Genomic DNA, 24,134 nt, shown 5'->3' with positions numbered 1-24,134 from the left:
GGCCCGGTACTTGCTATTGCAGTTGTATGCGAGCCGAGCCCACCGTCATCCTCGAAGTCGACCGTCGCCTGGCGCAGTTCATCCTGGCCAGCCGCCCGGCAGGCCCTGACGCGGCCAGCACCCAGGCACTGGCGCGCTGGCGCGCGGCACAGGAGGTGCGCAAGATCCTGCAGGAGGCCTGCCCCTACGAGCTGGGCACGCAGGCCAGCCACGCCTGGTTCGTCGAGAAGTACGGCGACGCGGCCGGCGCCGTCATGGACGAATAGCTTCGGCGCGGCGGCGCTGCGGCTGTGCGCCGCGGGTGCGCAGCCAGCGTTCCAGCTGCACCGCGGGCATGGGCCGCGCAAAGCAGTAGCCCTGCAGTTCGTCGCAGGCCATGCTGGCCAGCTGCGCGGCCTGGTGGCCGGTTTCCACGCCTTCGGCCACGACCTGCAGCCCCAGCGTGTGGGCCAGGGCCACGATGGCGCGCACGATGGCTAGGTCGGTCGGATCGGTCAGCATGTCGCGCACGAAGCTCTGGTCGATCTTGAGCTTGTCGATCGAGAAGCGCTTGAGGTAGGCCAGGCTCGAATAGCCCGTGCCGAAGTCGTCGATGGCCAGGCCCACGCCCAGGCCCTTGAGCGCCGCGAGCTGCTGGTCGGCCTGCGGCGCGTTGTCCATCAGCAGCGATTCGGTGATCTCGATCTCCAGCGCGTGCGCCGCGATGCCGCTGGCCGCGATGCAACTGCGCACGTGCTCGACGAGGCCGGGCTCGGACAGTTGCACCGACGACAGGTTCACGGACACCCCGAAGCCCGTCAGGCCCTGGCGGGCCCAGGCCGCGAGCTGGGCGCAGGCCTGCTCGATGACCCAGGCGCCGATCGGCCGGATCAGGCCAGTCTCCTCGGCCACCGGAATGAAGGCCGCCGGCGGCACCTCGCCCAGCACCGCGTTGTGCCAGCGCAGCAGTGCCTCGACGCCGACCACGCCATGGCCATCGGCGCGCACGCGCGGCTGGTAGTGCAGGCTCAGCTCGCCGGCTTGCAGCGCATGGCGCAGCTGCTGCTCCAGCAGCAGCCGCTGCTGCACCAGCTGCTCGATGGCGGGCTCGTAGAAGCGCGCGGCATCGCGGCCGGCCCCCTTGGCTTCGTACATGGCCGCGTCGGCGCGGCGCATGAGCGCGTCGAGGTCGCTGCCGTCCTGCGGGTACAGCGCCACGCCCACGCTGCACGAGACGTGCAGCGCATGCCCCTCGACATGGTGGGGCTGGCGGATCAGCGGGATCAGCCGCCGTTCCACCGCCTGGCGCAGCTCGTCGGCCGAGCCGATGTTGCGCATGATGACCACGTACTCGTCGCCGCCCAGCCGGCTCACCGTGTCGCCGGTGCGCACCGCCTGCGTGAGGCGCTGCGCCACCGAGCGCAGCACGCCGTCGCCGATGTGGTGGCCCAGCGTGTCGTTGACCGTCTTGAAGCGGTCCAGGTCGATGAACAAGACGGCGACCTGTTCGCCGGTGGCGTCGGCATGGGCGATGGCCTCGCCCAGGCGTTCGACGCACAGCGAGCGGTTGGGCAGCTCGGTCAGCACGTCGTGGTGGGCCAGGAACTGCACGCGCGCCTCCGTGCGCTTGCGGTCGCTGATGTCCACGGCGATGCCGATGTACTGCGTGACCGCACCGCTGCGGGTGGCGTCGCGCACCGCGGAGATCATGAGCCAGGCCGGATAGGTCTCGCCCGAGCGCTTGCGGAACTGCACCTCGCCTTGCCAGGCATCGCGCTCCTGCGCGGTGCGTGCGATGCGCTCGCCCAGCGGGTCGCCGCCCTGCGCGGCCAGCAGCATGGACAGCTGCTCCCCGATCACCTCGTAGAAGTCGTACGAGGTGCTGCGGCAGAAGGCCCGGTTGGCCGACAGGATGCGCAGCTGCGCGTCCATGATGACGATGCCCTCGGAGGACGCCTCGAACACCTTGGCCCACAGCTCGAGCCGGCGCTCCATGAGCTTGATCACGTTGATCGGCGTGAAGGCCGTCACCACCGCGTCGCGCCCGCGGAACTGCAGCCGGCGCGCCGACAGCACGGCCCAGGAGGGCTCCTCGCCGCCCAGCCAGCGCACCTCGAATTCGTCGACCACGCCGCGGTCGGCCAGGTGCTGGAAAAAGCGCTGGCGCACGCCCGGCTCCAGGCCGCTGCGCCAGGGATCGGTGCTGCGGCCACCCAGCCAGGGCTGGGCGGCCGCGTTGGCATGCAGCACGTCGTGGTGCGGCACCGAGGTCACGACGAGCGCGATCGGAATGGCCTCGACGAGCATCTGCTGGGCCTGGGCGGCGCGGGCGCTGGCGGCCGCGTCCTGCTGCACGAGGCGCTGCGCGTCCAGGTCCGTCAGCATCTGGTTGAAGGCCGTGACGAGCTGGCCGATCTCGTCACGGCTGTGCCAATGGGCCCGCAGCGCATGGTCGCCCGTGCGGCGCACCGCATCGGCCACACCGGCGAGGCGGCGCAGCGGCTGGGCGATCTGCTGCGCCACCGCGTAGACCAGGCTCAGGATGCAGCCCAGCAGCAGCAGCGCCGTGCCCAGGTGCAGCCACATGCGGCTGAACAACAGGTCCACGCGCTCGCGCAGCAGCCGTTCCAGGTCCTGCGCGGTGATCGACCAGGCCCCACCCAGGGCCGCCAGCGTGGCCGCATGCTCTGCGCGCAGCAGGGCCAGGTCGGACTGCACGATGTGGCTGTCGGCCAGGCGCTGCACCGAGGTCAGCAGCGACTGCAGCGTGCCCAGCAGCGCCTGGCGGCTCTGGCCCAGCGCCTCGCGCTGCACCGCCGTGCCGGCGGCGAAGGCCTGCGTGTAATCGGAGCGGATGCCCAGCGCCACCGCATCGAGCCGCCCGGCCAGGATCAGCAGCTCGGTGCGCCGGTCGACCGAGCCCGCCGCCACGGCCCGCTCGCTGGGCAGCGTGCGCACGGTGTCGTGCAGCACCTCCAGCAATTCGGGAAAGCGCAGCACCACGAGCGACATCGCGTAGTAGCTGTCCAGATCGGGATCGAGGATCAGGTTGGACTGGTTGCCCACCGTGGTCAGCAGTTCGCGCGCGTTGCGCAGCAGGCGCCGGGTGGCCTCGGCGCTGTCCGGGCCCTGTTCCACCCGCGCGAGCGCGGCTTCGAAGGCATCGGCGGCCGCGCCGGTCTTGAGCACCTCGTCGTGCGCGGCGCGCTGGCGCGCCAGCTGCGCGTGCATCTGCGCACGCTGCGGCGGCGTGGGCGCCGCGGCTTCGAACGGGGCGAGCAGCAGGTCGCGCACGACGACGCTGTACTCGATGCCGACGATCTCCTTGCGCGTGAAGTCGATCGACTGGAACTTCTCGTGGATCAGGATGCCGCAGACGTAGATGACGGCCGACAGATCCAGCAGATAGATCAAGGTGAGCTTGCGCCCGACGCTCAAGCGCCCCAGCCAGCGCGTGAACCCGCGCAGCGGGTTCATCGGGGCCGCGGCCCGCGCACCGTGGACTGCGGCGGCACGGGCTGGGGCAGCGGCCCCTCAGACATGAACGGGGACGAGGAACTCCCGGCTGATCTGGCTGCCCAGCTCGTTCACCCGGTCCAGGAACTGCGTGAGGAAGGCGTGCAGGCCGGTCGCGAGGATCTCGTCGATGCGGCCGAACTTGAGCTCGGCGCGCAGCTTGCCGGCGCGCCGCAGCGTCTCGCTGGCCGGGTCGCTGACCACCATCTCCAGGTTGGCCAGCACCTCGTTGAGACTGGCGTGCAGCGAGCGCGGCATGTCCGCGCGCAGGATCAGCAACTCGGCCACGCGCTCGGGCTTGATCACGTCGCGGTAGACCTTGCGGTAGACCTCGAAGGCCGAGACCGATCGCAGGATCGCGCTCCAGTGGTAGAAGTCGTACTCCTGGTCCTTCTCGCTGGCGGCGCCGTAGAAGTCGCTCTCCACCGCATGGAACTTCACGTCCACCAGGCGCGCCGTGTTGTCGGCCCGTTCGAGGAAGGTTCCGAGGCGCAGGAAGTAGAAGGCCTCGTCCTGCAGCATGGTGCCGAGCGTGACGCCGCGCGACAGGTGGGAGCGGAACTTGACCCACTCGAAGAACTGGCCCGGGTCGGCCTCGAACTCGCCCGACTTGAGCATGCGGTTGAGGTCCAGCCAGGTGCTGTTCGCCGTCTCCCAGACCTCGGTGGTCAGGCTGCCGCGCACGGCCCGCGCGTTCTCGCGCGCGGCGCGCAGGCAGGACACGATGGACGAGGGGTTGCTCTCGTCCTTGACCATGAACTCCATCACGTCGCGCGAACTGATCTTGTCGTGCTTGCTGCTGTACAGCCCGCCGAGTTCGCTGATCGACAGCAGGCCCTGCCAGCCCAGCTGCGCCACGGCAGCGGACTGCGGCAGCAGCGAGGACTGGTAGTTCACGTCCAGCATGCGGGCGGTGTTTTCGGCGCGCTCGGTGTAGCGCGACATCCAGAAGAGATGGTCGGCGGTGCGGCTCAGCATTGGATCATTCCCCCGAGGTCTGTGCTTGTTGTTGGCTGGGCGCCGAGTTGGCGAACGGAATGTTCTCGTCTTCCAGGATCCAGGTGTCCTTGGTGCCGCCGCCCTGCGAGGAGTTGACGACGAGCGAACCCTCCTTGAGCGCCACGCGCGTGAGACCGCCCGGCACGATCTGCACTTCCTTGCCCGACAGCACGAAGGGCCGCAGGTCGATGTGGCGTGGCGCGATGCCGGACTCCACGAAGGTCGGGCAGCTCGACAGGCTCAGCGTGGGCTGGGCGATGTAGCCGCTGGGGTTGGCCTCCACCGCCTTGCGGAAGTCGGCGATCTCGGCCTGGGTGGCGGCCGGGCCGACCAGCATGCCGTAGCCGCCGGCGCCGTGCACCTCCTTGACGACCAGGTCCTTGAGGTTGTCGAGCACGTACTTCAGGTCGTCGGCCTGGCGGCACATGTAGGTCGGCACGTTGTTCAGGATGGGCTTTTCGCCCAGGTAGAACTCGACCATCTTGGGCACGTAGGGATAGATCGACTTGTCGTCGGCCACGCCCGTGCCCACGGCGTTGCAGATCACCACGTTGCCGGCCTTGTAGGCCTCCATGAGCCCGGCGCAGCCCAGCGTGGACGTCGGGCGGAACACCTGGGGATCGAGGAAGTCGTCGTCCACGCGGCGGTAGATCACGTCCACGCGCTTGGGACCGCGCGTGGTGCGCATGTAGACGAAGTTGTCCTTGACCAGAAGGTCCTGGCCCTCGACCAGCTCCACGCCCATCTGCTGGGCCAGGAAGGCATGCTCGAAATAGGCACTGTTGTACATGCCGGGGGTCAGCACCACCACGGTGGGCTCGGCCGTCGCCGGCGGCGCGGAGGCACGCAGCGTCTCCAGCAGCAGGTCGGGATAGTGGGCGTTCGGGGCCACATGGTGCAGGCTGAACAGGTCGGGGAACAACCGCATCATCATCTTGCGGTTCTCCAGCATGTAGCTGACCCCGCTGGGCACGCGCAGGTTGTCCTCGAGCACGTAGTACTCACCCTTGCCCTGGGCATCGGGTGCCCGCACGATGTCCACGCCGGCGATGTGCGAGTACACGTTGTTGGGCACGTCCACGCCGACCATCTCGGGGCGGAACTGCGCGTTGCCCGCGATCTGCTCCTTGGGGATCAGGCCGGCCTTGATGATCTCCTGGTCGTGGTAGACGTCGTGGATGAAGCGGTTCAGCGCCGTCACGCGCTGCGCCAGGCCCTTCTCCATCGCCGCCCATTCGGCCGCCGGGATGATGCGCGGGATCAGGTCGAACGGGATCAGGCGCTCGGTGCCCGAGCCGTCCTCGTCCTTGGCGCCGTACACCGCGAAGGTGATGCCGACGCGCCGGAAGATCATCTCGGCCTCGGCCCGGCGCTTGGCCATCATGTCGCCCGGTTGGCGCGCCAGCCAGGCGTCGTAGATCTTGTAGTGATCCCGGATCTGTTCACCCTTCGAGAAGAACTCGTAGGGGAGCTTGGTATACATCTCGTCAAATTTCAGCATGGACCCATCTCCTGTACGGAGAATAGCAAGTTGCAAGCCAGACACGGATGGCGGCGACCGTGGCTTGCAAAATAAAAATCCCCTCAAAGCCGGTGGCGCCAGTAGCGGGGCTGCTGCGCCCGCGCGCAATCGATGCGCTCGGGCCGGTCGCTGCGCCACTGCGCCGCGCCGCAGGCCGGCGAGGCCACGACGCTGGCGCCATGCGCCTGCAGGCGTTGCACGATCTCCGGCGCGGGATGGCCGAAACGGTTGCGGTAGCCCGCCTGCACCAAAGCGAAGCGCGGCGCCACCACGCGCAGCAAGGCGGTGCTCGACGAGGTCTTGCTGCCATGGTGCGGCACCAGCAGCAGGTCGGCCTGCAGCGGCGCGCCACTGGCCACCAGCCACTGCTCCTGCGCCTGCTCGATGTCGCCGGCCAGCAGCACCGCACGGCCCTGCGCCGCCACGCGCAGCACACAGCTGACCGTGTTGGGTTTGGCATCGCGCGCCGCGCCCGCCGGCGGATGCAGCACCTCGAAGCGCACGCCGTCCCATTCCCATTGCTGGCCGGCCACGCAAGGCGTCACGGCATGGCGCGCCGCCAGCGCATGGCCTTCGGGCAGGGAAGCGCGCAGCGCGGCCTGCGGCTGAGCCGCGAGCACGGTCGCGGCACCGCCGCTGTGGTCGCTGTCGGCATGGCTCACGACCACGGTGTCGAGCCGCTCGCCCAGCGCGCGCAGCAGCGGCACCAGCACGCGGTGGCCGGCATCGCTGTCCTGTCCATGGCGCGGACCGGTGTCGTACAGCAGGCTGTGCCGGGCCGTGCGCAGCAGCACGGCATTGCCCTGCCCGATGTCGGCGGCCAGCAGGTCGAACTGGCCTGGCGCCGGCCGCGCCGGTTGCCAGAACAGGGCCGGCAGCACCAGGGGCAGGCCCAGCATGCGCACGCCCAGCGGCAGCCGCAGCACCAGCAGCACGGCACCGAGCAAGGCCGCAGCGCCCAGGGACCAGGGCACCGCCGCATGCGTGAGGCTGGCCAGCGGCCATTGCGCGAGCCAGGCCAGCACGGCCAGCATCGCACTGGTGGTCGCGGCCGCCAGGTCCCACAGCGGCGCGCAGACCACGCCCAGCAGCGCGAGCGGTGTCAGCAGCAGCGTGACCCAGGGAATGGCCAGCAGGTTGGCGACCAGGCCCACGAGCGAGACCTGCTGGAACAGCATCAGCGACAGCGGCGCCAGCGCCACCGTGACGATGGCCTGCTCGCGCAGCAGGCGCCGCACGCGCGCCCAGGGGCCTGCCGCCGCCGGTCCCGCATCGCTGGCGAACAGCACACCCACGGCGACGAAGCTGAGCCAGAAGCCGGCCTGCAACAGCGCCCAGGGATCGAGCGCCAACACCGCGAGGCCGGCCACGGCCCAGACCAGCGGCCAGGGCCACTGCCGGCCCGCCAGGCGCAGCAGCGCGACCACGGTCAGCATCGCGAGCGTGCGCTGCGCCGGCACGCCCCAGCCGCTGAACAAGGCATAGGCCGCGGCCAGCGCCACGCCGCCCACCAGGCCCGCGTGCGGTGCCGGACACCACAGGCAGGCCGACCAGCCCAGCCGGTCCAGCCGCCGCCAGCCCCAGCCGACCAGCGCGGTCGCGAGCCAGGCGAACATGGTCACGTGCAGGCCCGACACGCTCAGCAGATGGCTCACGCCCGTGGCGCGGAACAGGTCCCAGTCGGCCCGCTCCACCGCACCCTGGTCGCCCATGGCCAGCGCGGCCACCACGCCGGCGCGCCCCGGCTCGGCGACGCGCGCGAAGATGTCGCCGCGCACGGCCTGGCGCGCGCGCTCCACGGGGTGCCGCCAGCCGCGTTCCAGCAAGCGCGGCGCGCTGTCCTTCGGCCCGGCGCGCACGTAGCCCGTGGCCTGCACGCCACGCTCCCACTGCCAGAGCTCGTAGTCGAAGCCATGTGGGTTGCGCTGGCCATGCGGCGCGCGCAAGCGTGCCTGCAGCGACCAGCGGTCGCCGGCCAGCAGCTCCGGGGTCTGCTGCGGCACGCCGTCCAGGCTGCCGCGGTACCACGAGAGCTCCACACGCGGCGGGACATGCACGGGCGCACCGTCCAGCTGCGCGGCCTGCACGTCCAGCAGCAGGCGCACGGCCAGGTCGCCGGGCTGCGGCATGGCCGCCACGCGCCCGGTCAGCACGAGGTCGCGCCCTTCGAGCGCAGGCGCCAGGGCCTGCGCCTCGAAGGCGAGCGCACGCAGACCCACCGCGCCGAAGGCCAGGGCCGCCACGCCCAGCGCGGCCAGCAGCCGCGCGGCCGGCCACCGGTGGCGCCAGCCGAACCAGGCCAGCGCGCATCCGAGCAGGCCGAGGCTCGCATAAGGCCAGGCCGCCCAGAGCGCAGGCTGCTGCAGTTGCGCCGCCGTGCCGAGTACGAAGCCGATGCAGCAGCTCAGCCACGGTCCGGTCCTCGACGCCTGCACCGCCTCTTCGGTCATAGCCCCTCACTACACTGCCAGCCGCAAGCCACTGGCTCGCCTCTTGCTAGCTCGCCTATTGCTAGTATCCGGCACCGGTGGCGAGGGCCATGGTTGTTACACCCAGAGCAAGAGACGCAGATGTCCACACACGCAGCGCTGAACCACATTTCCCACTACCGCTATGACCGCCCTGTGCAGCTGGGGCCCCAGGTCATCCGTCTGCGGCCGGCGCCGCATTGCCGCAGCAACATCATTTCGTACTCGCTCAAGGTCGAGCCCGCCAACCACTTCGTCAACTGGCAGCAGGACCCCTTCGCCAACTACCAGGCGCGCCTGGTGTTTCCGGAAAAAACGACCGAGTTCAAGGTCACGGTGGACCTGGTCGTCGAGATGGCGGTCTACAACCCCTTCGACTTCTTCCTCGAGCCGGCGGCCGAGAACTTCCCGTTCGCCTACAGCCCCGAGGTCAAGGAGGAACTCGCGCCCTACCTCGCGGTGGAACCCATCACCCCGCTGGTGGCGCAGTACCTCGCCAAGATCGACCGCAGCACGCAGCGCACCATCGACTTCCTGGTCAAGCTCAACCAGCAGGTCGCCGGCGACATCCGCTACCTGATCCGCATGGAGCCCGGCGTGCAGACGCCCGAGGAAACGCTGCAGCTGGCCAGCGGCTCCTGCCGCGACTCGGGCTGGCTGCTGGTGCAGCTGCTGCGCCGCTGCGGCCTGGCGGCGCGCTTCGTCTCGGGCTACCTGATTCAGCTCACGCCCGACGTGAAGGCGCTCGACGGCCCCAGCGGCACCGACCACGACTTCACCGACCTGCACGCCTGGTGCGAGGTCTACCTGCCCGGCGCCGGCTGGATCGGCCTGGACGCGACCTCGGGCCTGCTGGCCGGCGAAGGCCACATCCCGCTGGCCTGCACGCCGCAGCCCTCGGGCGCCGCGCCCATCGAAGGCCTGGTCGACGAGGCCGAGGTCACGTTCGAACACCACATGGCCGTCACGCGCATCTTCGAATCGCCGCGCGTGACCAAGCCCTACACCGAGGAGCAATGGGCCGAGGTGCTGGCGCTGGGCGAGCAGGTCGACGCCCAGCTCCTCGCCGGCGACGTGCGCCTGACCATGGGCGGCGAGCCGACCTTCGTGGCCACGAGCGACCGCGACGCCGCCGAGTGGAACACCGACGCGCTGGGCCCGACCAAGCGCGGCTATGCCACCGAACTCGTGCACAAGCTGCGCGCCGAGTACGGCCAGGGCGGCTTCCTGCACTTCGGCCAGGGCAAGTGGTACCCGGGCGAGCAGCTGCCGCGCTGGGCGCTGTCGATCTTCTGGCGCGCCGACGGCCAGCCCAGTTGGTCCAACCCGGCCCTGTTCGCCGACGAGCGCCATCCGGCCCACTACACCAGCGAAGACGCGCGCCGCTTCACCGCGCTGCTGGCCAGCAAGCTGAACCTGACCGATGCCTTCGTGCAGGCCGGCTACGAGGACGTCTTCTACTACCTGTGGCGCGAGCGCCGCCTGCCCGTCAACGTCGACCCCTTCGACACGCGGCTGGACGACGAGCTCGAGCGCGCCCGTCTGCGCCGCGTGTTCGACCAGAAGCTGGACGCCGTGATCGGCTACGTGCTGCCGCTGCAGGTGGGCGAAGGACCGGGCCTGGCCGGCAGCCGCTGGACCACCGGCCCCTGGTTCTTCCGCGACGAGCGCATGTACCTGGTGCCCGGCGACTCGCCCATGGGCTACCGGCTGCCGCTCGATTCGCTGCCCTGGGTCAGCAAGAGCGACTACCCCTACTTCCACGAACGCGACCCGATGGAGCCGCGTTCGGCGCTGCCGGCCGCCGACGGCCTGCGTGCGCGCTACGCCGCCGCCAGCGCAGCGGGCGGCCACGGCCTCGGCACGAGCAGCAGCGCCCCGCTGTCTGCGCAGCAGGACCCCACCCGCTTCGTGAGCGCGACCGACCACCCCGGCGAATCCGCACGCCGCTGGCAGGACCGCCGCCTGGGCGACGCGCCCACGCCCGACCCGCTACAGGCCGAACCGGCCAACTTCCTGCGCAGCCCGAACCGCTTCGAATCGGCCCACTGGATCACCCGCACCGCGCTGTGCGTGGAAGCGCGCGATCCGCGCCGTGCCAACGGGCCCAAGGCCGAGCAGATCGGCACCAAGTCCGGCCACCTCTATGTGTTCATGCCACCGCTGGCGCGGCTGGAGGACTACCTGGACCTGCTGGCCGCGGTCGAGGCCACGGCCGAGGAACTGGGCGTCAAGATCGTGCTGGAAGGCTACCCGCCGCCGCGCGATGCGCGCCTGAAGCTGCTGCAGGTCACGCCCGACCCGGGTGTGATCGAGGTCAACATCCACCCGGCCCACAACTGGGGCGAACTGGTGCAGCACACCGAGTTCCTGTACCAGGCCGCGTTCGAGACGCGCCTGTCGGCCGAGAAGTTCATGACCGACGGCCGCCACACCGGCACCGGCGGCGGCAACCATTTCGTGCTGGGCGGCGCCACGCCGGTCGACAGCCCGTTCCTGCGCAAGCCCGAGCTGCTGGCCAGCCTGATCCTGTACTGGCACAACCACCCTTCGCTGTCCTATCTGTTCTCGGGCATGTTCATCGGCCCGACCAGCCAGGCGCCGCGCGTGGACGAGGCCAGGAACGATCAGCTTTACGAGCTGGAGATCGCGCTGCGCGAGATCCGCCGCAACCGCGAGGTCTACGGCCAGGACATGCCGCCCTGGCTGGTGGACCGCACGCTGCGCAACGTGCTGATCGACGTGACGGGCAACACCCACCGCAGCGAGTTCTGCATCGACAAGATGTACTCGCCCGACAGCAGCACCGGCCGGCTGGGCCTGCTGGAGCTGCGCGCCTTCGAGATGCCGCCGCATGCGCGCATGAGCATCGTGCAGCAGCTGCTGCTGCGCGCGCTGATCGCGCGCTTCTGGCACGCGCCCTACCAGGCGCCGGCCACGCGCTGGGGCACGGAACTGCACGACCGCTTCCTGCTGCCGAGCTTCGTCAAGATGGACTTCGACGACGTGATCCGCGAGATGCGCGAAGCCGGTTTCGCCTTCGATCCGTCCTGGTTCGCGCCGCACTTCGAATTCCGCTTCCCGCTGGTCGGCCAGCTCCAGAACGCCAGCATCGAACTGACGCTGCGCAATGCACTCGAACCCTGGCACGTGATGGGCGAGGAAGGTGCGATCGGCGGCACCGTGCGCTACGTGGATTCCTCGCTGGAGCGCATCGAGGTGCGCGTGACCGGCCTCAACGAGAGCCGCTACGTGGTCACCTGCAACGGCCGCGCGCTGGCCATGCAGCCTACCGGCACCAAGGGCGAGTACGTGGCCGGCATCCGCTACCGCGCCTGGGCCCCGCCCTCGGCCCTGCATCCCACGATCGGCGTGCACACGCCGCTGGTGTTCGACATCGTCGACACCTGGATGAAGCGCTCGCTCGGCGGCTGCCAGTACCACGTGGCGCACCCGGGCGGCCGCAACTACGACACCTTCCCGGTCAACTCGTACGAGGCCGAGAGCCGGCGCCTGGCGCGCTTCTTCCGCATCGGCCACACGCCGGGCACGATGGTCGTGCCGCCCGCCACGATCCACGTGCCGGGCAGCCGCGAGTTCCCGTTCACACTGGACCTGCGGCGCTGAACGCAAGAGGGGCCGCGACTGTGGCGTGCATGCAGCATCCCGGCGGTGACCGGGATGTGACAATGCCCCTGACGTGGATCAATCAAGCAACAACCTTTTCGACGGGCAAGGCCAGGAAAGCCCGGCCGGGCTGGCGTCCTCGCTGGCCAGGCCGGCCATGCCGGGCCATTACGACGAACTGCGCGGTATGGCGCGGCCCGCCGCCGATGCGCCCGCGCGCAGCAACGCGGCGCGGCCGCCGCTGACGCCCGACTGGGCCGAATTCTTCGAACTGCTGGGCCGCGAAGGCTTTGCCGACCTGGACCGCCGCACCGCGCTGATGCGGCGCCAGCTGCGCGACAACGGCGTCACCTACAACGTCTACGCCGACGCCGCCAACCCGCAGCGCCCCTGGTCGCTCGACCTGTTCCCGCTCATCGTCACTCCGGACAGCTGGCGCCAGATCGAAGCCGGCGTGCTGCAGCGCGTGCGCGTGCTCGACAGCGTGATGGCCGACGTCTATGGCCCGCAGCGCCTGCTGGCCCAAGGCCTGCTGCCCCCGGCCCTGGTGCAGGGCCATCCGGGCTACCTGCGCGCCATGCACGGCGTGGAGCCGCTGGCCGGCACGCACCTGCACATCACGGCCTACGACCTGGCCCATGGCGCCGACGGCAACTGGTGGGTGGTCTCGCAGCGCACCCAGGCACCTTCGGGCCTGGGCTACCTGCTGGAGAACCGGCTGGCCATCTCGCGGCTGTTCCCGCAGGCCTTCGACGCGCTGCACGTGCAGCGCCTGGCCGCCACCTACAGCGCCATGGTCGAAGGCATCCAGCGCATGAGCCCGGCCGGGGCCGATGCCCACATCGCGCTGCTGACGCCGGGGCCCTACAACGAGACCTACTTCGAGCAGGCCTACCTGGCGCGCTACCTGGGCCTCACGCTGGTCGAGGGCAGCGACCTGACCGTGCGCGACCAGCGCCTGTACCTCAAGACCCTCAAGGGCCTGGAACCCGTGCACGGCCTGATCAAGCGGCTGGACGACCAGTACCTGGACCCGCTCGAGCTGCGCCCCGATTCGCGCCTGGGCGTGCCCGGCCTGCTGCAGGCGATCCGCGCCGGCAACGTGCTGGTGGCCAACGCGCCGGGCTCGGCCTTCCTGGAATCGCCCGCGCTGCTGGGCTTCCTGCCCGCTCTCGCGCGGCATCTGCTCGGCGAGGAACTGCAGCTGCCGGCCGTGCCGACCTGGTGGTGCGGCGAGCGCGCCGCGATGGAAGCCGCCCTGCCCGACCTGGCCCGCTGCGTGATCAAGCCCACCTACGGCGACAGCGGCGGCCCGGCCCCCTTCGATGCCGTGCTGGGCAATGCGCTGTCGCGCCGCCAGCTCGACGAATGGGCCGGCCGCATCATGCGCCAGGGCGACGAGCACACCGTGCAGACCTACATGCCGCTGTCGCAGATGCCGACCTGGAGCAGCGGCACAGGCTACCCGCCGCGCATCGCACCGCGCTCGGTCATGCTGCGCGTGTTCGCCGTGTCCGACGGGCCGCGCTCCTGGCGCGTGCTGCCGGGCGGTCTGGCGCGCATGGTCAGCGCGCACCACAGCATCGCCTCGATGCAGCGCGGCGGCAGCAGCGCCGACGTCTGGGTGCGCACCGAAGGCGAGGTCGACCGCACCACGCTGCTGCACCGGCACCAGTCGCCCGCGGCCGTGGTGCGCCGCCGGCGCCTGGTTACCAGCCGCGCCGCGGAGAACCTGTTCTGGCTCGGCCGCTATGCCGAGCGTTCGGAGAACACGCTGCGGCTGGCGCGTGTGACATTGTCAGCGCTCAACGGCGAGGACCAGTCCCTGGCCCCGCTGCTGGCCTGGCTGCACGACATGTGCAAGGCGTTCGCACTGGTGCTGCCGGCCGTGCCCTCGCCAGCCCAGGCACGCCGCGTGTTCGAGCGCTCGCTGATCGCCGGGCTGGGCGACACCGAGCAGGTGCAGAGCGTGGGCTACAACCTGCGCGCGACACGCTTCGCCGCCTCGGCCGTGCGCGAGCGGCTCTCGCAGGAACACTGGAACGTGATCGTGCAGGCCGAGGAAGACCTGCTGGCGCGCTGCGCCGACGCCACGCGCAGCGGCGACTTCTCGGCGCTGGAAGCGTTGCGCCTGCTGGAGACCACCAGCACCGCCACGGCGGCCATGACCGGCGCGCAGACCGACCGCATGACGCGCGACGACGGCTGGCGGCTGCTGTCCATCGGCCGGCATGTGGAGCGGCTGGGCTTTCTGTCCTCTGCACTGGCGCGCGCGGTGTCCAGCGGTGCGCTGGCGACCACGGGCGGCTTCGAGGCGGTGCTCTCGCTGTTCGACAGCACCATCACCTTCCACTCCCAGTACCAGCAGGGCCGCGAACTGCCGGCGCTGCTGGACCTGCTGGTGCTGGACCGCGACAACCCGCGCTCGCTGGGCTGGGTGGCCCATACCCTGGCCGGCCGCCTGGCCAAGCTGGCCGGTGACGCCAAGGTGCAGGACACGCCGCTGGCGCGCGACGTGCTGCAGCCGGCCCGCTGGTCGCTCGAGGAGATCTGCGCCGTCGATGCGGACGGGCGGCATGCGGACCTGCTCAAGCGGCTGGAAGCCTGCGTGCAGTCGGCCTACGAGATCTCCGACGCCATCGGCGCCATCTACTTCACGCACTCGCGCGACGCCAAGACCAGCGTGGGTGCATAGGGAAGGCCCATGCGACTGCAAGTCACCCATGAAACGCGCTACGACTACACGCCGGCCGTGGAGACCGCGCAGCACGTGGCGCATCTGCAGCCACGCGACACGCCCAGCCAGCGGCTGCTGCACCACCGGCTGGTGGTGACGCCAGAACCCGACGAGCTGCGCACGGGCCGCGACGTGTTCGGCAACACGCGCAGCTTCTTCGCGCTGCAGAGCGGCCACGAGGAGCTGCGCGTGCTGGCCGACAGCGTGGTCGAGACGCGGCTGCCGCAGCGGCCGCCCAGCCCGCTGGCCTGGGAGCAGGTGCGCGACCGCTTCCGCTACCACGCCGGCGGCGGCTACGACGCCGCGTCCGAGTACCTGTTCCCCTCGCCCTACGTGCCGCGCCATGCCGACTTCATGGACTATGTGCGGCCCAGTTTCACGGCCGGCAGGCCGCTGCTGGAAGCCACCGACGACCTGATGCGGCGCATCCACCGCGATTTCGAATACGCCTCCGACAGCACCGAGATCAACACCCCTGCGGTGCAGGCGCTGGCCCAACGCCAGGGCGTGTGCCAGGACTTCGCCCACATCATGGTGGCCTGCCTGCGCATGCTGGGCCTGCCGGCGCGCTACGTGTCGGGCTACCTGCTCACGCAGCCGCCACCGGGCCAGCCGCGGCTGATCGGCGCCGACGCCTCGCACGCCTGGGTGGCGGTCTACGTGCCCGACGTACCGGACCACGACGGCTGGTACGACTTCGACCCGACCAACGACCGCGCGCCGGGCGAGGACTACGTGACGCTGGCCGTGGGCCGCGATTTTTCCGACGTCTCGCCCATGCGCGGCGTCATCCATGGCGGCGCGCGCCACAGCCTGCATGTCGGCGTGACGGTGCAGCCGCTGGCGGCCGACGCCGCGCAACCCGAGGAGATCCCCGCATGAGCATCCACGACAAACTCAAGGCCCTGAACATCTCGCTGCCGCCGGTGGCTACGCCGGCCGCCGCCTACCTGCCCTTCGTGCAGACCGGCAAGCTGGTGTTCCTGTCCGGCCACATCGCCAAGAAGGACGGCAAGGTCTGGGTCGGCCAACTCGGCAAGAACCTCAGCACCGAGGAAGGCAAGGCGGCCGCGCGTGCCGTGGCCATCGACCTGCTCGGCACGCTGCAGGCCGCCACGGGCGATCTGGCCAAGGTGCAGCGCATCGTCAAGCTCATGAGCCTCGTGAATTCCACGCCGGACTTCACCGAGCAGCACCTGGTGACCAATGGCGCCAGCGAGCTGCTGGCCGAGCTGTTCGGACCGGCCGGCGCGCATGCGCGCAGCGCCTTCGGCGTGGCGCAGATCCCGATGGGCGCCTGCGTCGAGATCGAACTGATCGCCGAGGTCGCATGACGGTGCGCGCAGCCATCGTCACGGCCGGCGGCAGCGGCATGGGCGCTGCCGCGGCCCGCGCACTGGCAGCCGCCGGCTACGGCGTCGCCATCCTGTCCTCCTCGGGCAAGGGCGAGGCGCTGGCGGCCGAACTCGGCGGCATCGGCGTGACGGGCTCCAACCAGTCCGACGCCGACCTCGGCCGCCTGGTCGACGCCACGCTGGCGCGCTGGGGCCGCATCGACGCGGTCGTCAACAGCGCCGGCCACGGCCCCAAGGGCGATCTGCTGAGCATCCCGGATGCCGACTGGCACCTGGGCATGGAGTTCTACCTGCTCAACGTGGTGCGCATCGCGCGCCTGGTCACGCCGCAGATGCAGCGGCAAAAGAGCGGCTCCATCGTCAACATCTCGACCTACGCGACCTTCGAGCCCGAGGCCGCGTTCCCGACCTCGGGCGTGTTCCGCGCCGGCCTGGCCAGCTTCGCCAAGCTCTATGCGGACCGCTATGCGGCCGACAACATCCGCATGAACAACGTGCTGCCCGGCTACATCGACAGCCTGCCCGAGAAGCAAGATCGGCGCGCACGCATTCCCATGGGCCGCTACGGTACCTCGGAAGAGGTGGGCGAGCTGATCGCCTTCCTCGCGTCCGACAAGGCCGGCTACATCACGGGGCAGAACATCCGCATCGACGGCGGCATCACGCGCGCCGTGTGACCGTCACGCGACTGTCACCATGACCGGGCAGTGTTCCGGGGTTTCCCACGAACCCCGAGAACACCATGCCGAAGGACTTCTCCACGATGGAGGACAGCAACCGCTGTCCCAACCCCAGCATCCATGAGGTCAGCCAGCCCTCGCGCCGTGCCGTGCTGCGCGGCGCGGCGGCGTCGGCCTTCCTCGCACCGTTGGCCGGGCTCGGCCTGGCGGGCTGCGCCACCACCGGTGGCGGTGCCACGGGCACCGCGCTCGGCTTCAAGAGCGTGCCGATCTCCAACGCCGACACCGTCACCGTGCCCGAGGGCTATACCGCGCAGGTGATCGCGCCCTGGGGCGAGCCGGTCGGCCTGTCGGGCGACAACCCGGCCTACAGGTCCGACGCCAGCAACAGCGCGGCCGAGCAGGAGGCCCAGTTCGGCATGCACCACGACGGCATCCACTTCTACGCGCAGAGCGCCACCTCCGGCCTCTTGGTCATGAACCACGAGTACACCGACGACGGCCTGCTGCACGCGGGCGGCATGGCGCCCTGGACGGCCGAGAAGGTGCGCAAGGCCCAGGCCGCGCACGGTGTCAGCATCTGCGAGGTGGCGCTGAAGGACGGCCGCTGGGACGTGGTGCGGCCTTCGCCCTGGGCGCGCCGCATCACGGCGCGCACGCCCATGGCCGTGTCCGGCCCGGCCGCCGGCCACGTGCTGATGCAGACCGCCGCCGACCCGAGCGGACGGCGCGTGCTGGGCACCTTCAACAACTGTGGCAGCGGCATCACCCCCTGGGGCACCTACCTCACCTGCGAAGAGAACTTCGTCAACTACTTCAAGGGCCCGGACCAGCCCGACGCGCACCAGGCACGCTGGGGCCTGCGCAAGGGGGACCCGGCCGGCTACCGCTGGCACGAGCACGACGAGCGCTTCGACGCCGGCAGGCACCCGAATGAGCTGAACCGCCATGGCTGGGTCGTGGAGATCGACCCGCACAACCCGAGCAGCACGCCGGTCAAGCGCACGGCGCTGGGCCGCGCCGCGCACGAAGGCGCGACCGTGGCCGTCACGCGCGACGGCCGCGCCGTGGTCTACATGGGCGAGGACGCCCGCTTCGAGTACATCTACAAGTTCGTGAGCGCCGGCCGCATCCAGGCCGGTGGCGCCGCGGCCAACGCGACGCTGCTGGACACCGGCACGCTGTACGTGGCGCGCTTCGACGCCGACGGCCGCGGCCGCTGGATCGCCTTGACGCACGGCGAAGGCCCGCTGACCGCCGCCAACGGCTTCGCCGACCAGGGCGAGGTGCTGATCAAGAGCCGCCAGGCCAGCGACCGCCTCGGCGCGACCAAGATGGACCGGCCCGAGTGGATCGCCGTGGACAAGCAGGGCTGGGTCTACTGCACGCTGACCAACAACAGCAACCGCGGTGGCAAGGACCAGCTGGGCGTGGACGCGGCCAACCCGCGTGCCAACAACGGCATGGGCCATATCCTGCGCTGGAAGGAAGACGGCGACCACGACGGACTGGGGTTCCAGTGGAACCACTTCGTGCTGGCGGGCGACCCGCTCAACGAACGCGCGGAGGCCCGGGGCAACGTCAAGGGCGATGCCTTCGCCTGCCCCGACGGCCTGTGGGTGGACGCGCGCGGTGTGCTGTGGATCCAGACCGACATGTCGACCTCGGCCATGGGCAAGGGTGAACTGGCCGGCCTGGCGCACAACGCCATGCTCGCGGCCGACCCGGCCACGGGCGAGATCCGCCGTTTCCTCACGGGCCCCGCCGGCTGCGAGATCACCGGCGCCACCGGCACGCCGGACGGCCGCACGATGTTCATCAACATCCAGCACCCGGGCGAGAGCCCGAGCGAGCGCAGCGACCCGGCCGCGCCCACGCGCTTTTCCAACTGGCCCGACAAGGGCCCGCACCGGCCGCGCTCGGCGACCGTGGTGATCCGCCGTGTGGACGGTGGGGTGATCGGGGCCTAGGAGCGGGGGCTTACTCGACGCGCAGGACCGTGGTCGGCTTGAAGCCCAGGTCCGTGCTCTTGCCCTTGCGCCCGCGCGCGCCGCGCGCGTTGTTGAGCGAGCGGATCTCCAGTTGCTCCTCGCGCGCCTTGCCGCCGCGGCCGATGCCTTCGATGCGCACGCTGCGCGTGTAGGCGGCGGCCCCGGCCAGCGCGTCCTTGGGCTCCAGGTCCATCAGCATGAGGCCGCGGCCACCCTTCTCCATGGCCTTGAGTTCGGCGATCTCGAAGGTCAGGATGCGGCCGCCTGTGGACGCGCAGGCCACGTGCGTCGCCGGCGCCAGCGTGAGGCCCTGGGCCACGCCCGCGGCGTGCGAAGGCCGGCACAGCGATTCGCCCTCGCCCACGCTGACGAAGCTCTTGCCGCCGCGCTGGCGCGACAGCATGTTCTCCACCGTGGCCAGGAAGCCGTAGCCGCCCGAGCTGGACAGCAGCAGCTGGGCGCTGGCCGGCCCGGCGAAGAAGTGCGCCATCTGCGTGCCGCTTTCGAGCTCGATCAGCGAGCTGCACGGCGTGCCGTCGCCGCGCGCGCCCGGCAGCGCCGCCACCGCCACGCTGTACACGCGGCCGTTGCTGCCGAACACCAGCAGGTGGTCCACGCTGCGGCATTCGAAGGCGCCGTACAAGGTGTCGCCGGACTTGAAGCTGTACTCGGCCGGTGCGCTGCGGTCCTTGGCCCAGCCCTTCTGCGCACGCACCCAGCCCTTTTGCGAGACGACCACGGTGACGGGCTCGTCGACCACGCGCACCTCGGCCACGGCGCGCTTCTCGGCCTGGATCAAGGTGCGACGCGGGTCGGCGAAGGTCTTGGCATCGGCCTCGATCTCCTTGACCATCAGGCGGCGCAGCGAGGCCGGATTGGCCAGGATGTCCTCGAGCCGGCCCTGCTCTTCGCGCAGTTCCTTGAGCTCCTGCTCGATCTTGATGGCCTCCAGCCGCGCCAGCTGGCGCAGCCGGATCTCGAGGATGTCCTCGGCCTGCCGGTCGCTGAGGTTGAAGCGCGCGATCAGCGCGGCCTTCGGCTCGTCCGACTGGCGGATGATGGCGATGACCTCGTCGATGTTGAGCAGCACGAGCTGCCGGCCTTCGAGGATGTGGATGCGGTCCAGCACCTTGTCGAGCCGGAAGCGCGAGCGCCGCTGCACCGTGGTCTGGCGGAAGGCGATCCACTCTTCGAGCAGTTGGCGCAGCGACTTCTGCACGGGCCGGCCGTCCAGGCCCACGCCGGTCAGGTTGATCGGCGCGCTGGTCTCCAGGCTCGTGTGGGCCAGCAGCGCGCCGATCAGCTCGGGCTGGGCGATGCGGCTCGTCTTGGGCTCGAACACCAGCCGCACGGGCGCGTCCTTGCTGGACTCGTCGCGCACCACGTCCAGCACGGCCAGCATGCTGGCCTTGAGCTGCTGCTGCTCCTGGCTCAGCGTCTTCTTGCCGGCCTTGACCTGCGGGTTGGTCAGCGCCTCGATCTCCTCGAGCACGCGCTGGCTGCTGACGCCGGGCGGCAGCTCGGTGACCACCATCTGCCACTGGCCGCGTGCGAGTTCCTCGATCTTCCAGCGTGCGCGCACCTTGAGCGAGCCGCGGCCCGTGCGGTAGGCCTCAAAGATGTCGCTGGCCGCGCTGATGATCTGGCCGCCACCGGCGTAGTCGGGGCCGGGCAGGATCTGCAGCAGTTCCTCGTCGCTGAGCTTGGGCGTCTTGATCAGCGCCACGCAGGCGTCGGCCACCTCGCGCAGGTTGTGGCTCGGGATCTCGGTGGCCAGGCCCACGGCGATGCCGCTGGCGCCGTTGAGCAGCGTGAACGGCAGCCGTGCGGGCAGCTGGCGCGGCTCTTCGGTCGAGCCGTCGTAGTTGGGCACGAAGTCCACCGTGCCCTCGTCGATCTCGTCGAGCAGCAGCCGCGTGATGCGCGCGAGCCGGGCCTCGGTGTAGCGCATGGCCGCCGCGCCGTCGCCGTCGCGGCTGCCAAAGTTGCCCTGGCCGTCGATGAGCGGGTAGCGCTGGGAAAAATCCTGCGCCATGCGCACCAGCGCGTCGTAGGCGGCCTGGTCGCCGTGCGGATGGAAGCGGCCCAGCACGTCGCCGACCACGCGCGCGCTCTTGACGGGCTTGGCGCCGACGGTGCCGTTGGCACCGCCGAAACCGAGGCCCATCCGGCCCATGGAGTACAGGATGCGGCGCTGCACGGGCTTCTGGCCGTCGCAGACATCGGGCAGCGCGCGGCCCTTGACCACGCTCATCGCGTACTCGAGGTAGGCGCGCTGGGCGTAGCGGCCCAGGTCGAGCGCGTCGTCGCTCTCGCCGTCGCCGGGGCCGCCCGTGCCGGGGCCCTGCGGAGGCAGGTGGGAATCGTCCAGGATCGAAGAATCAGTCATGTTGCAGAACGAGAGGGACATGCGGCAGCGAGGCCGCCGCAGTGATGGCCGGTGCGGGCCGGCTCAGGAGATCAAGGTTGCTGCGCGAGCTGCGTGCCGGCGTCGCCCGCGGGCGCACGGCCACGCAGCTCCATGCGCAGGCGCTGCTGCGGCAGCTGCAGCCGGCGTGTTTCCGGCGGCGGTTTGAGGCCCAGGTACAGCCGCGTGACGGTGCGCACGTAGTCCTGCGTTTCCTTGTAGTTCGGGATCCGGTTGCCGGCCTTCTGCACGGCGCCTTCGCCTGCGTTGTAGGAAGCAAGCGCCAGTTCGAGCTGGCCCGGAAACAGGTCGAGCAGGAAGCGCAGGTAGCGCGTGCCGATGCCGATGTTGGTCTTGGGGTCGGTGAGCTTGGCCTCGATCGGCACCTTGGCATCGCCCACCAGGCCGTAGCGCTCGGCCGTGGCGGGCATGATCTGCATGAGGCCGACCGCGCCCTTGGGCGAGACGGCCTGGCGGTCGAACCCCGACTCGGCCACGATCAGCGCCTGCAGCAGCTCGATCTCGATGCCGTGCTTGGCCGCAGCCGCACGCAGATGCGGCAGCACCTGCTTGTAGGTCGGCGAGACCTCGAAGAAGTTCTGCAGCTTGAGCGGCAGCGCGGGCCGGTCCTCCGGCGCCGGGTTGAAGGCGCCGATGCCGCTGCGGGTGTCGAAGCTGTCGTCGCCCTTGTAGAACAGCGTGTAGCGCTCGTCGACCTGGTGGCTGGAGAAATGGGCGACGCCGCGCGCATCGATGAAACCCCAGACATCCGCGCGCGACGCCACCGGCCACAAGGTGGCGGCGGCGGTCAGCGTTGCCAGCAGTGTCTTCCAGTTCCGTCGTGCGCGTGCCATCAGATGTCCACCTCGACGGCGTCGCCATGCAATTCCATCAGTTCGCGACGGGATGCGGCTTCGCCCTTGCCCATGAGCTTGGTGATCAGCTGTTCGGTGCCCGTGAAGTCCACGGAACCGAGCTGCACCGGCAGCAGGCGCCGCGTGTCCGGGTTCAGCGTGGTGTCCCACAGCTGCTCGGCACTCATTTCGCCCAGGCCCTTGAACCGGCTGATGGTCCAGCTGCCCTCGCGCACGCCTTCCTTGCGCAGTTTATCGAGGATGGCGGTCAGTTCGCCAGCGTCCAGCGCGTAGGTCTTGGAGGCCGGCTTCTTTCCCCGCGCCGGCGCATCGACACGGAACAGCGGCGGGCGCGCCACGAACACGTGGCCGGCTTCGATGAGCTTGGGGAAGTGCCGAAAGAACAGCGTGAGCAGCAGCACCTGGATGTGCGAGCCGTCCACGTCGGCGTCGGCCAGGATGCAGATCTTGCCGTAGCGCAGGCCGGAGAGGTCGGGGTTGTCGTTCGGGCCGTGCGGGTCGACGCCCACCGCCACCGAGATGTCGTGGATCTCGGTGTTGGCAAACAGCCGGTCGCGCTCGACCTCCCAGGTGTTGAGCACCTTGCCGCGCAGCGGAAGGATGGCCTGGCATTCCTTGTCGCGGCCCATCTTGGCGCTGCCGCCGGCCGAGTCGCCCTCGACCAGGAAGACCTCGTTGTGCGAGATGTCGCGGCTTTCGCAGTCGGTCAACTTGCCGGGCAGCACGGCCACGCCCGAACCCTTGCGCTTCTCGACCTTCTGGCCCGCGCGCTGGCGCGTCTGTGCGGCGCGGATGGCCAGCTCGGCCAGCTTCTTGCCGTAGTCCACATGCTGGTTGAGCCAGAGCTCAAGCGCAGGCCGCACGAAGCTGGCCACCAGGCGCACGGCGTCGCGCGAGTTCAGCCGTTCCTTGATCTGGCCCTGGAACTGCGGGTCCAGCACCTTGGCCGACAGCACGTAGCTGGCGCGCGCGAACACATCCTCGGGCAGCAGCTTGACGCCCTTGGGCAGCAGCGAATGCAGTTCGATGAAGCTCTTGACGGCCGTGAACAGGCCCTCGCGCAGGCCGGCCTCGTGCGTGCCGCCGGCGCTGGTCGGGATCAGGTTGACGTAGCTCTCGCGCACCACGTGGCCGTCCTCGGTGAAGGCGACCGACCACTGCGCACCCTCGCCCTCGGCGAAGGTCTCGTTGCTGTCGGCATAGCCCTCGCCCTCGAACAGCGGGATCACGGGATCGGCCGTGAGCGTCTGCGAGAGGTAGTCGGTGAGCCCGCCCTTGTACTGCCAGGTCTGGCTTTCCCGGGTCTTCTCGACCGTCAGCGAGACGGTGACGCCCGGCATCAGCACGGCCTTGCTGCGCAGCAGATGCGCCAGCTCCTGCATGGGCAGGGCCTCGCTGTCGAAGTACTTGGCGTCGGGCCACACGCGCACCGAGGTGCCGCTGCGGCGATCGCCCTCGCCCGCCTTGCGCACGACCAGCGGCTCGGCCACGTCGCCATCGGCGAACACCAGCCGGGCCACCTGGCCCTCGCGGTGGCTCGTGACTTCCAGCCGCCGGGCCAGCGCATTGGTGACGGACACGCCCACGCCGTGCAGGCCGCCCGAGAAGCTGTAGGCGCCGCCCTTGCCCTTGTCGAACTTGCCGCCCGCGTGCAGGCGCGTGAAGACCAGTTCGATGACGGGTGCCTTCTCTTCGGGGTGCATGCCGAACGGGATGCCGCGGCCGTCGTCGTCGATGCCGACGGAACCGTCGGCGAACAGCGTCACGCGGATGCGCTTGCCGTGGCCGGCAAGGGCCTCGTCGGCCGCGTTGTCCAGCACTTCCTGGACCACGTGCAACGGGTTGTCGGTGCGCGTGTACATGCCGGGCCGCTGCTTGACGGGCTCCAGGCCTTTCAGAACTCGGATGGAGGCTTCGCCGTACTGTGGCTGCGCCTTAGCGGAGGATTGGGTTGCCATGGCGCGGGATTGTAGGGTCG

Annotated in this window: 14 protein-coding genes; 7 read left to right on the top strand and 7 right to left on the bottom strand. The window is 70.3% G+C overall.

Annotated features, from left to right (window positions below):
- Positions 1-26 precede the first annotated feature (26 nt).
- Positions 27-266, top strand: a complete 240-nt coding sequence (locus IE209_RS11205; protein ID WP_189687035.1) for a hypothetical protein — start codon at positions 27-29, stop codon at positions 264-266.
- Here the strand turns inward: IE209_RS11205 and IE209_RS11200 are convergent.
- The 4 genes from IE209_RS11200 to IE209_RS11185 form a co-directional block, all read right to left on the bottom strand.
- Complete coding sequence (locus tag IE209_RS11200) at positions 253-3,456, bottom strand: bifunctional diguanylate cyclase/phosphodiesterase (protein WP_189687034.1); 3,204 nt, start codon at positions 3,454-3,456, stop codon at positions 253-255. The two genes, IE209_RS11205 and IE209_RS11200, sit on opposite strands and share 14 nt — an antisense overlap.
- Positions 3,457-3,513: 57 nt before the next feature.
- Positions 3,514-4,473: an alpha-E domain-containing protein gene (locus IE209_RS11195; protein WP_189687033.1), complete on the bottom strand. Its 960-nt coding sequence runs from the start codon at positions 4,471-4,473 to the stop codon at positions 3,514-3,516.
- A gap of 4 nt (positions 4,474-4,477) precedes the next feature.
- Entirely contained in the window at positions 4,478-5,995 is a 1,518-nt protein-coding gene (locus IE209_RS11190; RefSeq protein ID WP_189687032.1) for a circularly permuted type 2 ATP-grasp protein, read from the bottom strand.
- An 83-nt stretch (positions 5,996-6,078) separates the two neighbouring features.
- Entirely contained in the window at positions 6,079-8,466 is a 2,388-nt protein-coding gene (locus tag IE209_RS11185; RefSeq protein WP_189687031.1) for a DNA internalization-related competence protein ComEC/Rec2, read from the bottom strand.
- 120 nt (positions 8,467-8,586) lie between these two features.
- Here IE209_RS11185 and IE209_RS11180 point away from each other — a divergent pair, with 120 nt between their 5' ends.
- The 6 genes from IE209_RS11180 (at position 8,587) to IE209_RS11155 (ending at position 18,853) form a co-directional block, all read left to right on the top strand.
- Positions 8,587-12,111 carry a transglutaminase family protein gene (locus tag IE209_RS11180; protein WP_189687030.1) on the top strand — a complete coding sequence of 1,175 codons (3,525 nt, stop codon included), beginning with the start codon at positions 8,587-8,589 and terminating at the stop codon, positions 12,109-12,111.
- Positions 12,112-12,268: 157 nt separating this feature from the next.
- The gene (locus IE209_RS11175) at positions 12,269-14,806 is read left to right on the top strand and encodes a circularly permuted type 2 ATP-grasp protein (RefSeq protein ID WP_189687154.1); all 2,538 of its coding nucleotides are present in this window, start codon (positions 12,269-12,271) and stop codon (positions 14,804-14,806) included.
- A 9-nt stretch (positions 14,807-14,815) separates the two neighbouring features.
- Entirely contained in the window at positions 14,816-15,730 is a 915-nt protein-coding gene (locus tag IE209_RS11170) for a transglutaminase family protein (protein WP_189687029.1), read from the top strand.
- On the top strand, positions 15,727-16,182 hold the full coding sequence (locus tag IE209_RS11165; RefSeq protein WP_189687028.1) for a RidA family protein: 456 nt from the start codon (positions 15,727-15,729) through the stop codon (positions 16,180-16,182). Before IE209_RS11170 ends, IE209_RS11165 begins: the two co-directional genes overlap by 4 nt.
- Entirely contained in the window at positions 16,179-16,880 is a 702-nt protein-coding gene (locus IE209_RS11160; RefSeq protein ID WP_189687027.1) for an SDR family oxidoreductase, read from the top strand. Before IE209_RS11165 ends, IE209_RS11160 begins: the two co-directional genes overlap by 4 nt.
- 65 nt (positions 16,881-16,945) lie before the next feature.
- Positions 16,946-18,853: a PhoX family protein gene (locus IE209_RS11155; RefSeq protein ID WP_189687026.1), complete on the top strand. Its 1,908-nt coding sequence runs from the start codon at positions 16,946-16,948 to the stop codon at positions 18,851-18,853.
- 10 nt (positions 18,854-18,863) lie between these two features.
- Here the strand turns inward: IE209_RS11155 and parC are convergent, their stop codons facing one another.
- The 3 genes from parC to IE209_RS11140 all read right to left on the bottom strand — a co-directional run bounded on the left by parC (position 18,864) and on the right by IE209_RS11140 (position 24,114).
- Complete coding sequence (parC, locus tag IE209_RS11150; RefSeq protein ID WP_189687025.1) at positions 18,864-21,263, bottom strand: DNA topoisomerase IV subunit A; 2,400 nt, start codon at positions 21,261-21,263, stop codon at positions 18,864-18,866.
- A 71-nt stretch (positions 21,264-21,334) separates the two neighbouring features.
- Positions 21,335-22,135 (bottom strand): lytic transglycosylase domain-containing protein, encoded by an 801-nt coding sequence (locus tag IE209_RS11145; RefSeq protein WP_189687024.1) that lies wholly within the window; start codon positions 22,133-22,135, stop codon positions 21,335-21,337.
- Complete coding sequence (locus IE209_RS11140) at positions 22,135-24,114, bottom strand: DNA topoisomerase IV subunit B (RefSeq protein ID WP_189687023.1); 1,980 nt, start codon at positions 24,112-24,114, stop codon at positions 22,135-22,137. The genes IE209_RS11145 and IE209_RS11140 overlap by 1 nt, the downstream gene beginning before the upstream one ends.
- Positions 24,115-24,134 lie beyond the last annotated feature (20 nt).

Origin of the sequence: Pseudorhodoferax aquiterrae, assembly GCF_014652235.1 — a bacterium.
In the GTDB taxonomy this organism is placed as follows: Bacteria; Pseudomonadota; Gammaproteobacteria; order Burkholderiales; family Burkholderiaceae_C; genus Pseudorhodoferax; species Pseudorhodoferax aquiterrae.
The sequence above is the reverse complement of the archived record's forward strand: the minus strand, read 5'-3'. Positions and strand labels throughout refer to the sequence as shown.

What these genes read in the sequence shown, in the direction of transcription:
- IE209_RS11205 (WP_189687035.1), top strand. Translation starts at nt 27, where the DNA reads ATGCGAGCCGAGCCCACCGTCATCCTCGAAGTCGACCGTCGCCTGGCG.
- IE209_RS11200 (WP_189687034.1), bottom strand. Translation starts at nt 3,456, where the DNA reads ATGAACCCGCTGCGCGGGTTCACGCGCTGGCTGGGGCGCTTGAGCGTC.
- IE209_RS11195 (WP_189687033.1), bottom strand. Translation starts at nt 4,473, where the DNA reads ATGCTGAGCCGCACCGCCGACCATCTCTTCTGGATGTCGCGCTACACC.
- IE209_RS11190 (WP_189687032.1), bottom strand. Translation starts at nt 5,995, where the DNA reads ATGCTGAAATTTGACGAGATGTATACCAAGCTCCCCTACGAGTTCTTC.
- IE209_RS11185 (WP_189687031.1), bottom strand. Translation starts at nt 8,466, where the DNA reads ATGACCGAAGAGGCGGTGCAGGCGTCGAGGACCGGACCGTGGCTGAGC.
- IE209_RS11180 (WP_189687030.1), top strand. Translation starts at nt 8,587, where the DNA reads ATGTCCACACACGCAGCGCTGAACCACATTTCCCACTACCGCTATGAC.
- IE209_RS11175 (WP_189687154.1), top strand. Translation starts at nt 12,269, where the DNA reads ATGCCGGGCCATTACGACGAACTGCGCGGTATGGCGCGGCCCGCCGCC.
- IE209_RS11170 (WP_189687029.1), top strand. Translation starts at nt 14,816, where the DNA reads ATGCGACTGCAAGTCACCCATGAAACGCGCTACGACTACACGCCGGCC.
- IE209_RS11165 (WP_189687028.1), top strand. Translation starts at nt 15,727, where the DNA reads ATGAGCATCCACGACAAACTCAAGGCCCTGAACATCTCGCTGCCGCCG.
- IE209_RS11160 (WP_189687027.1), top strand. Translation starts at nt 16,179, where the DNA reads ATGACGGTGCGCGCAGCCATCGTCACGGCCGGCGGCAGCGGCATGGGC.
- IE209_RS11155 (WP_189687026.1), top strand. Translation starts at nt 16,946, where the DNA reads ATGCCGAAGGACTTCTCCACGATGGAGGACAGCAACCGCTGTCCCAAC.
- parC (WP_189687025.1), bottom strand. Translation starts at nt 21,263, where the DNA reads ATGACTGATTCTTCGATCCTGGACGATTCCCACCTGCCTCCGCAGGGC.
- IE209_RS11145 (WP_189687024.1), bottom strand. Translation starts at nt 22,135, where the DNA reads ATGGCACGCGCACGACGGAACTGGAAGACACTGCTGGCAACGCTGACC.
- IE209_RS11140 (WP_189687023.1), bottom strand. Translation starts at nt 24,114, where the DNA reads ATGGCAACCCAATCCTCCGCTAAGGCGCAGCCACAGTACGGCGAAGCC.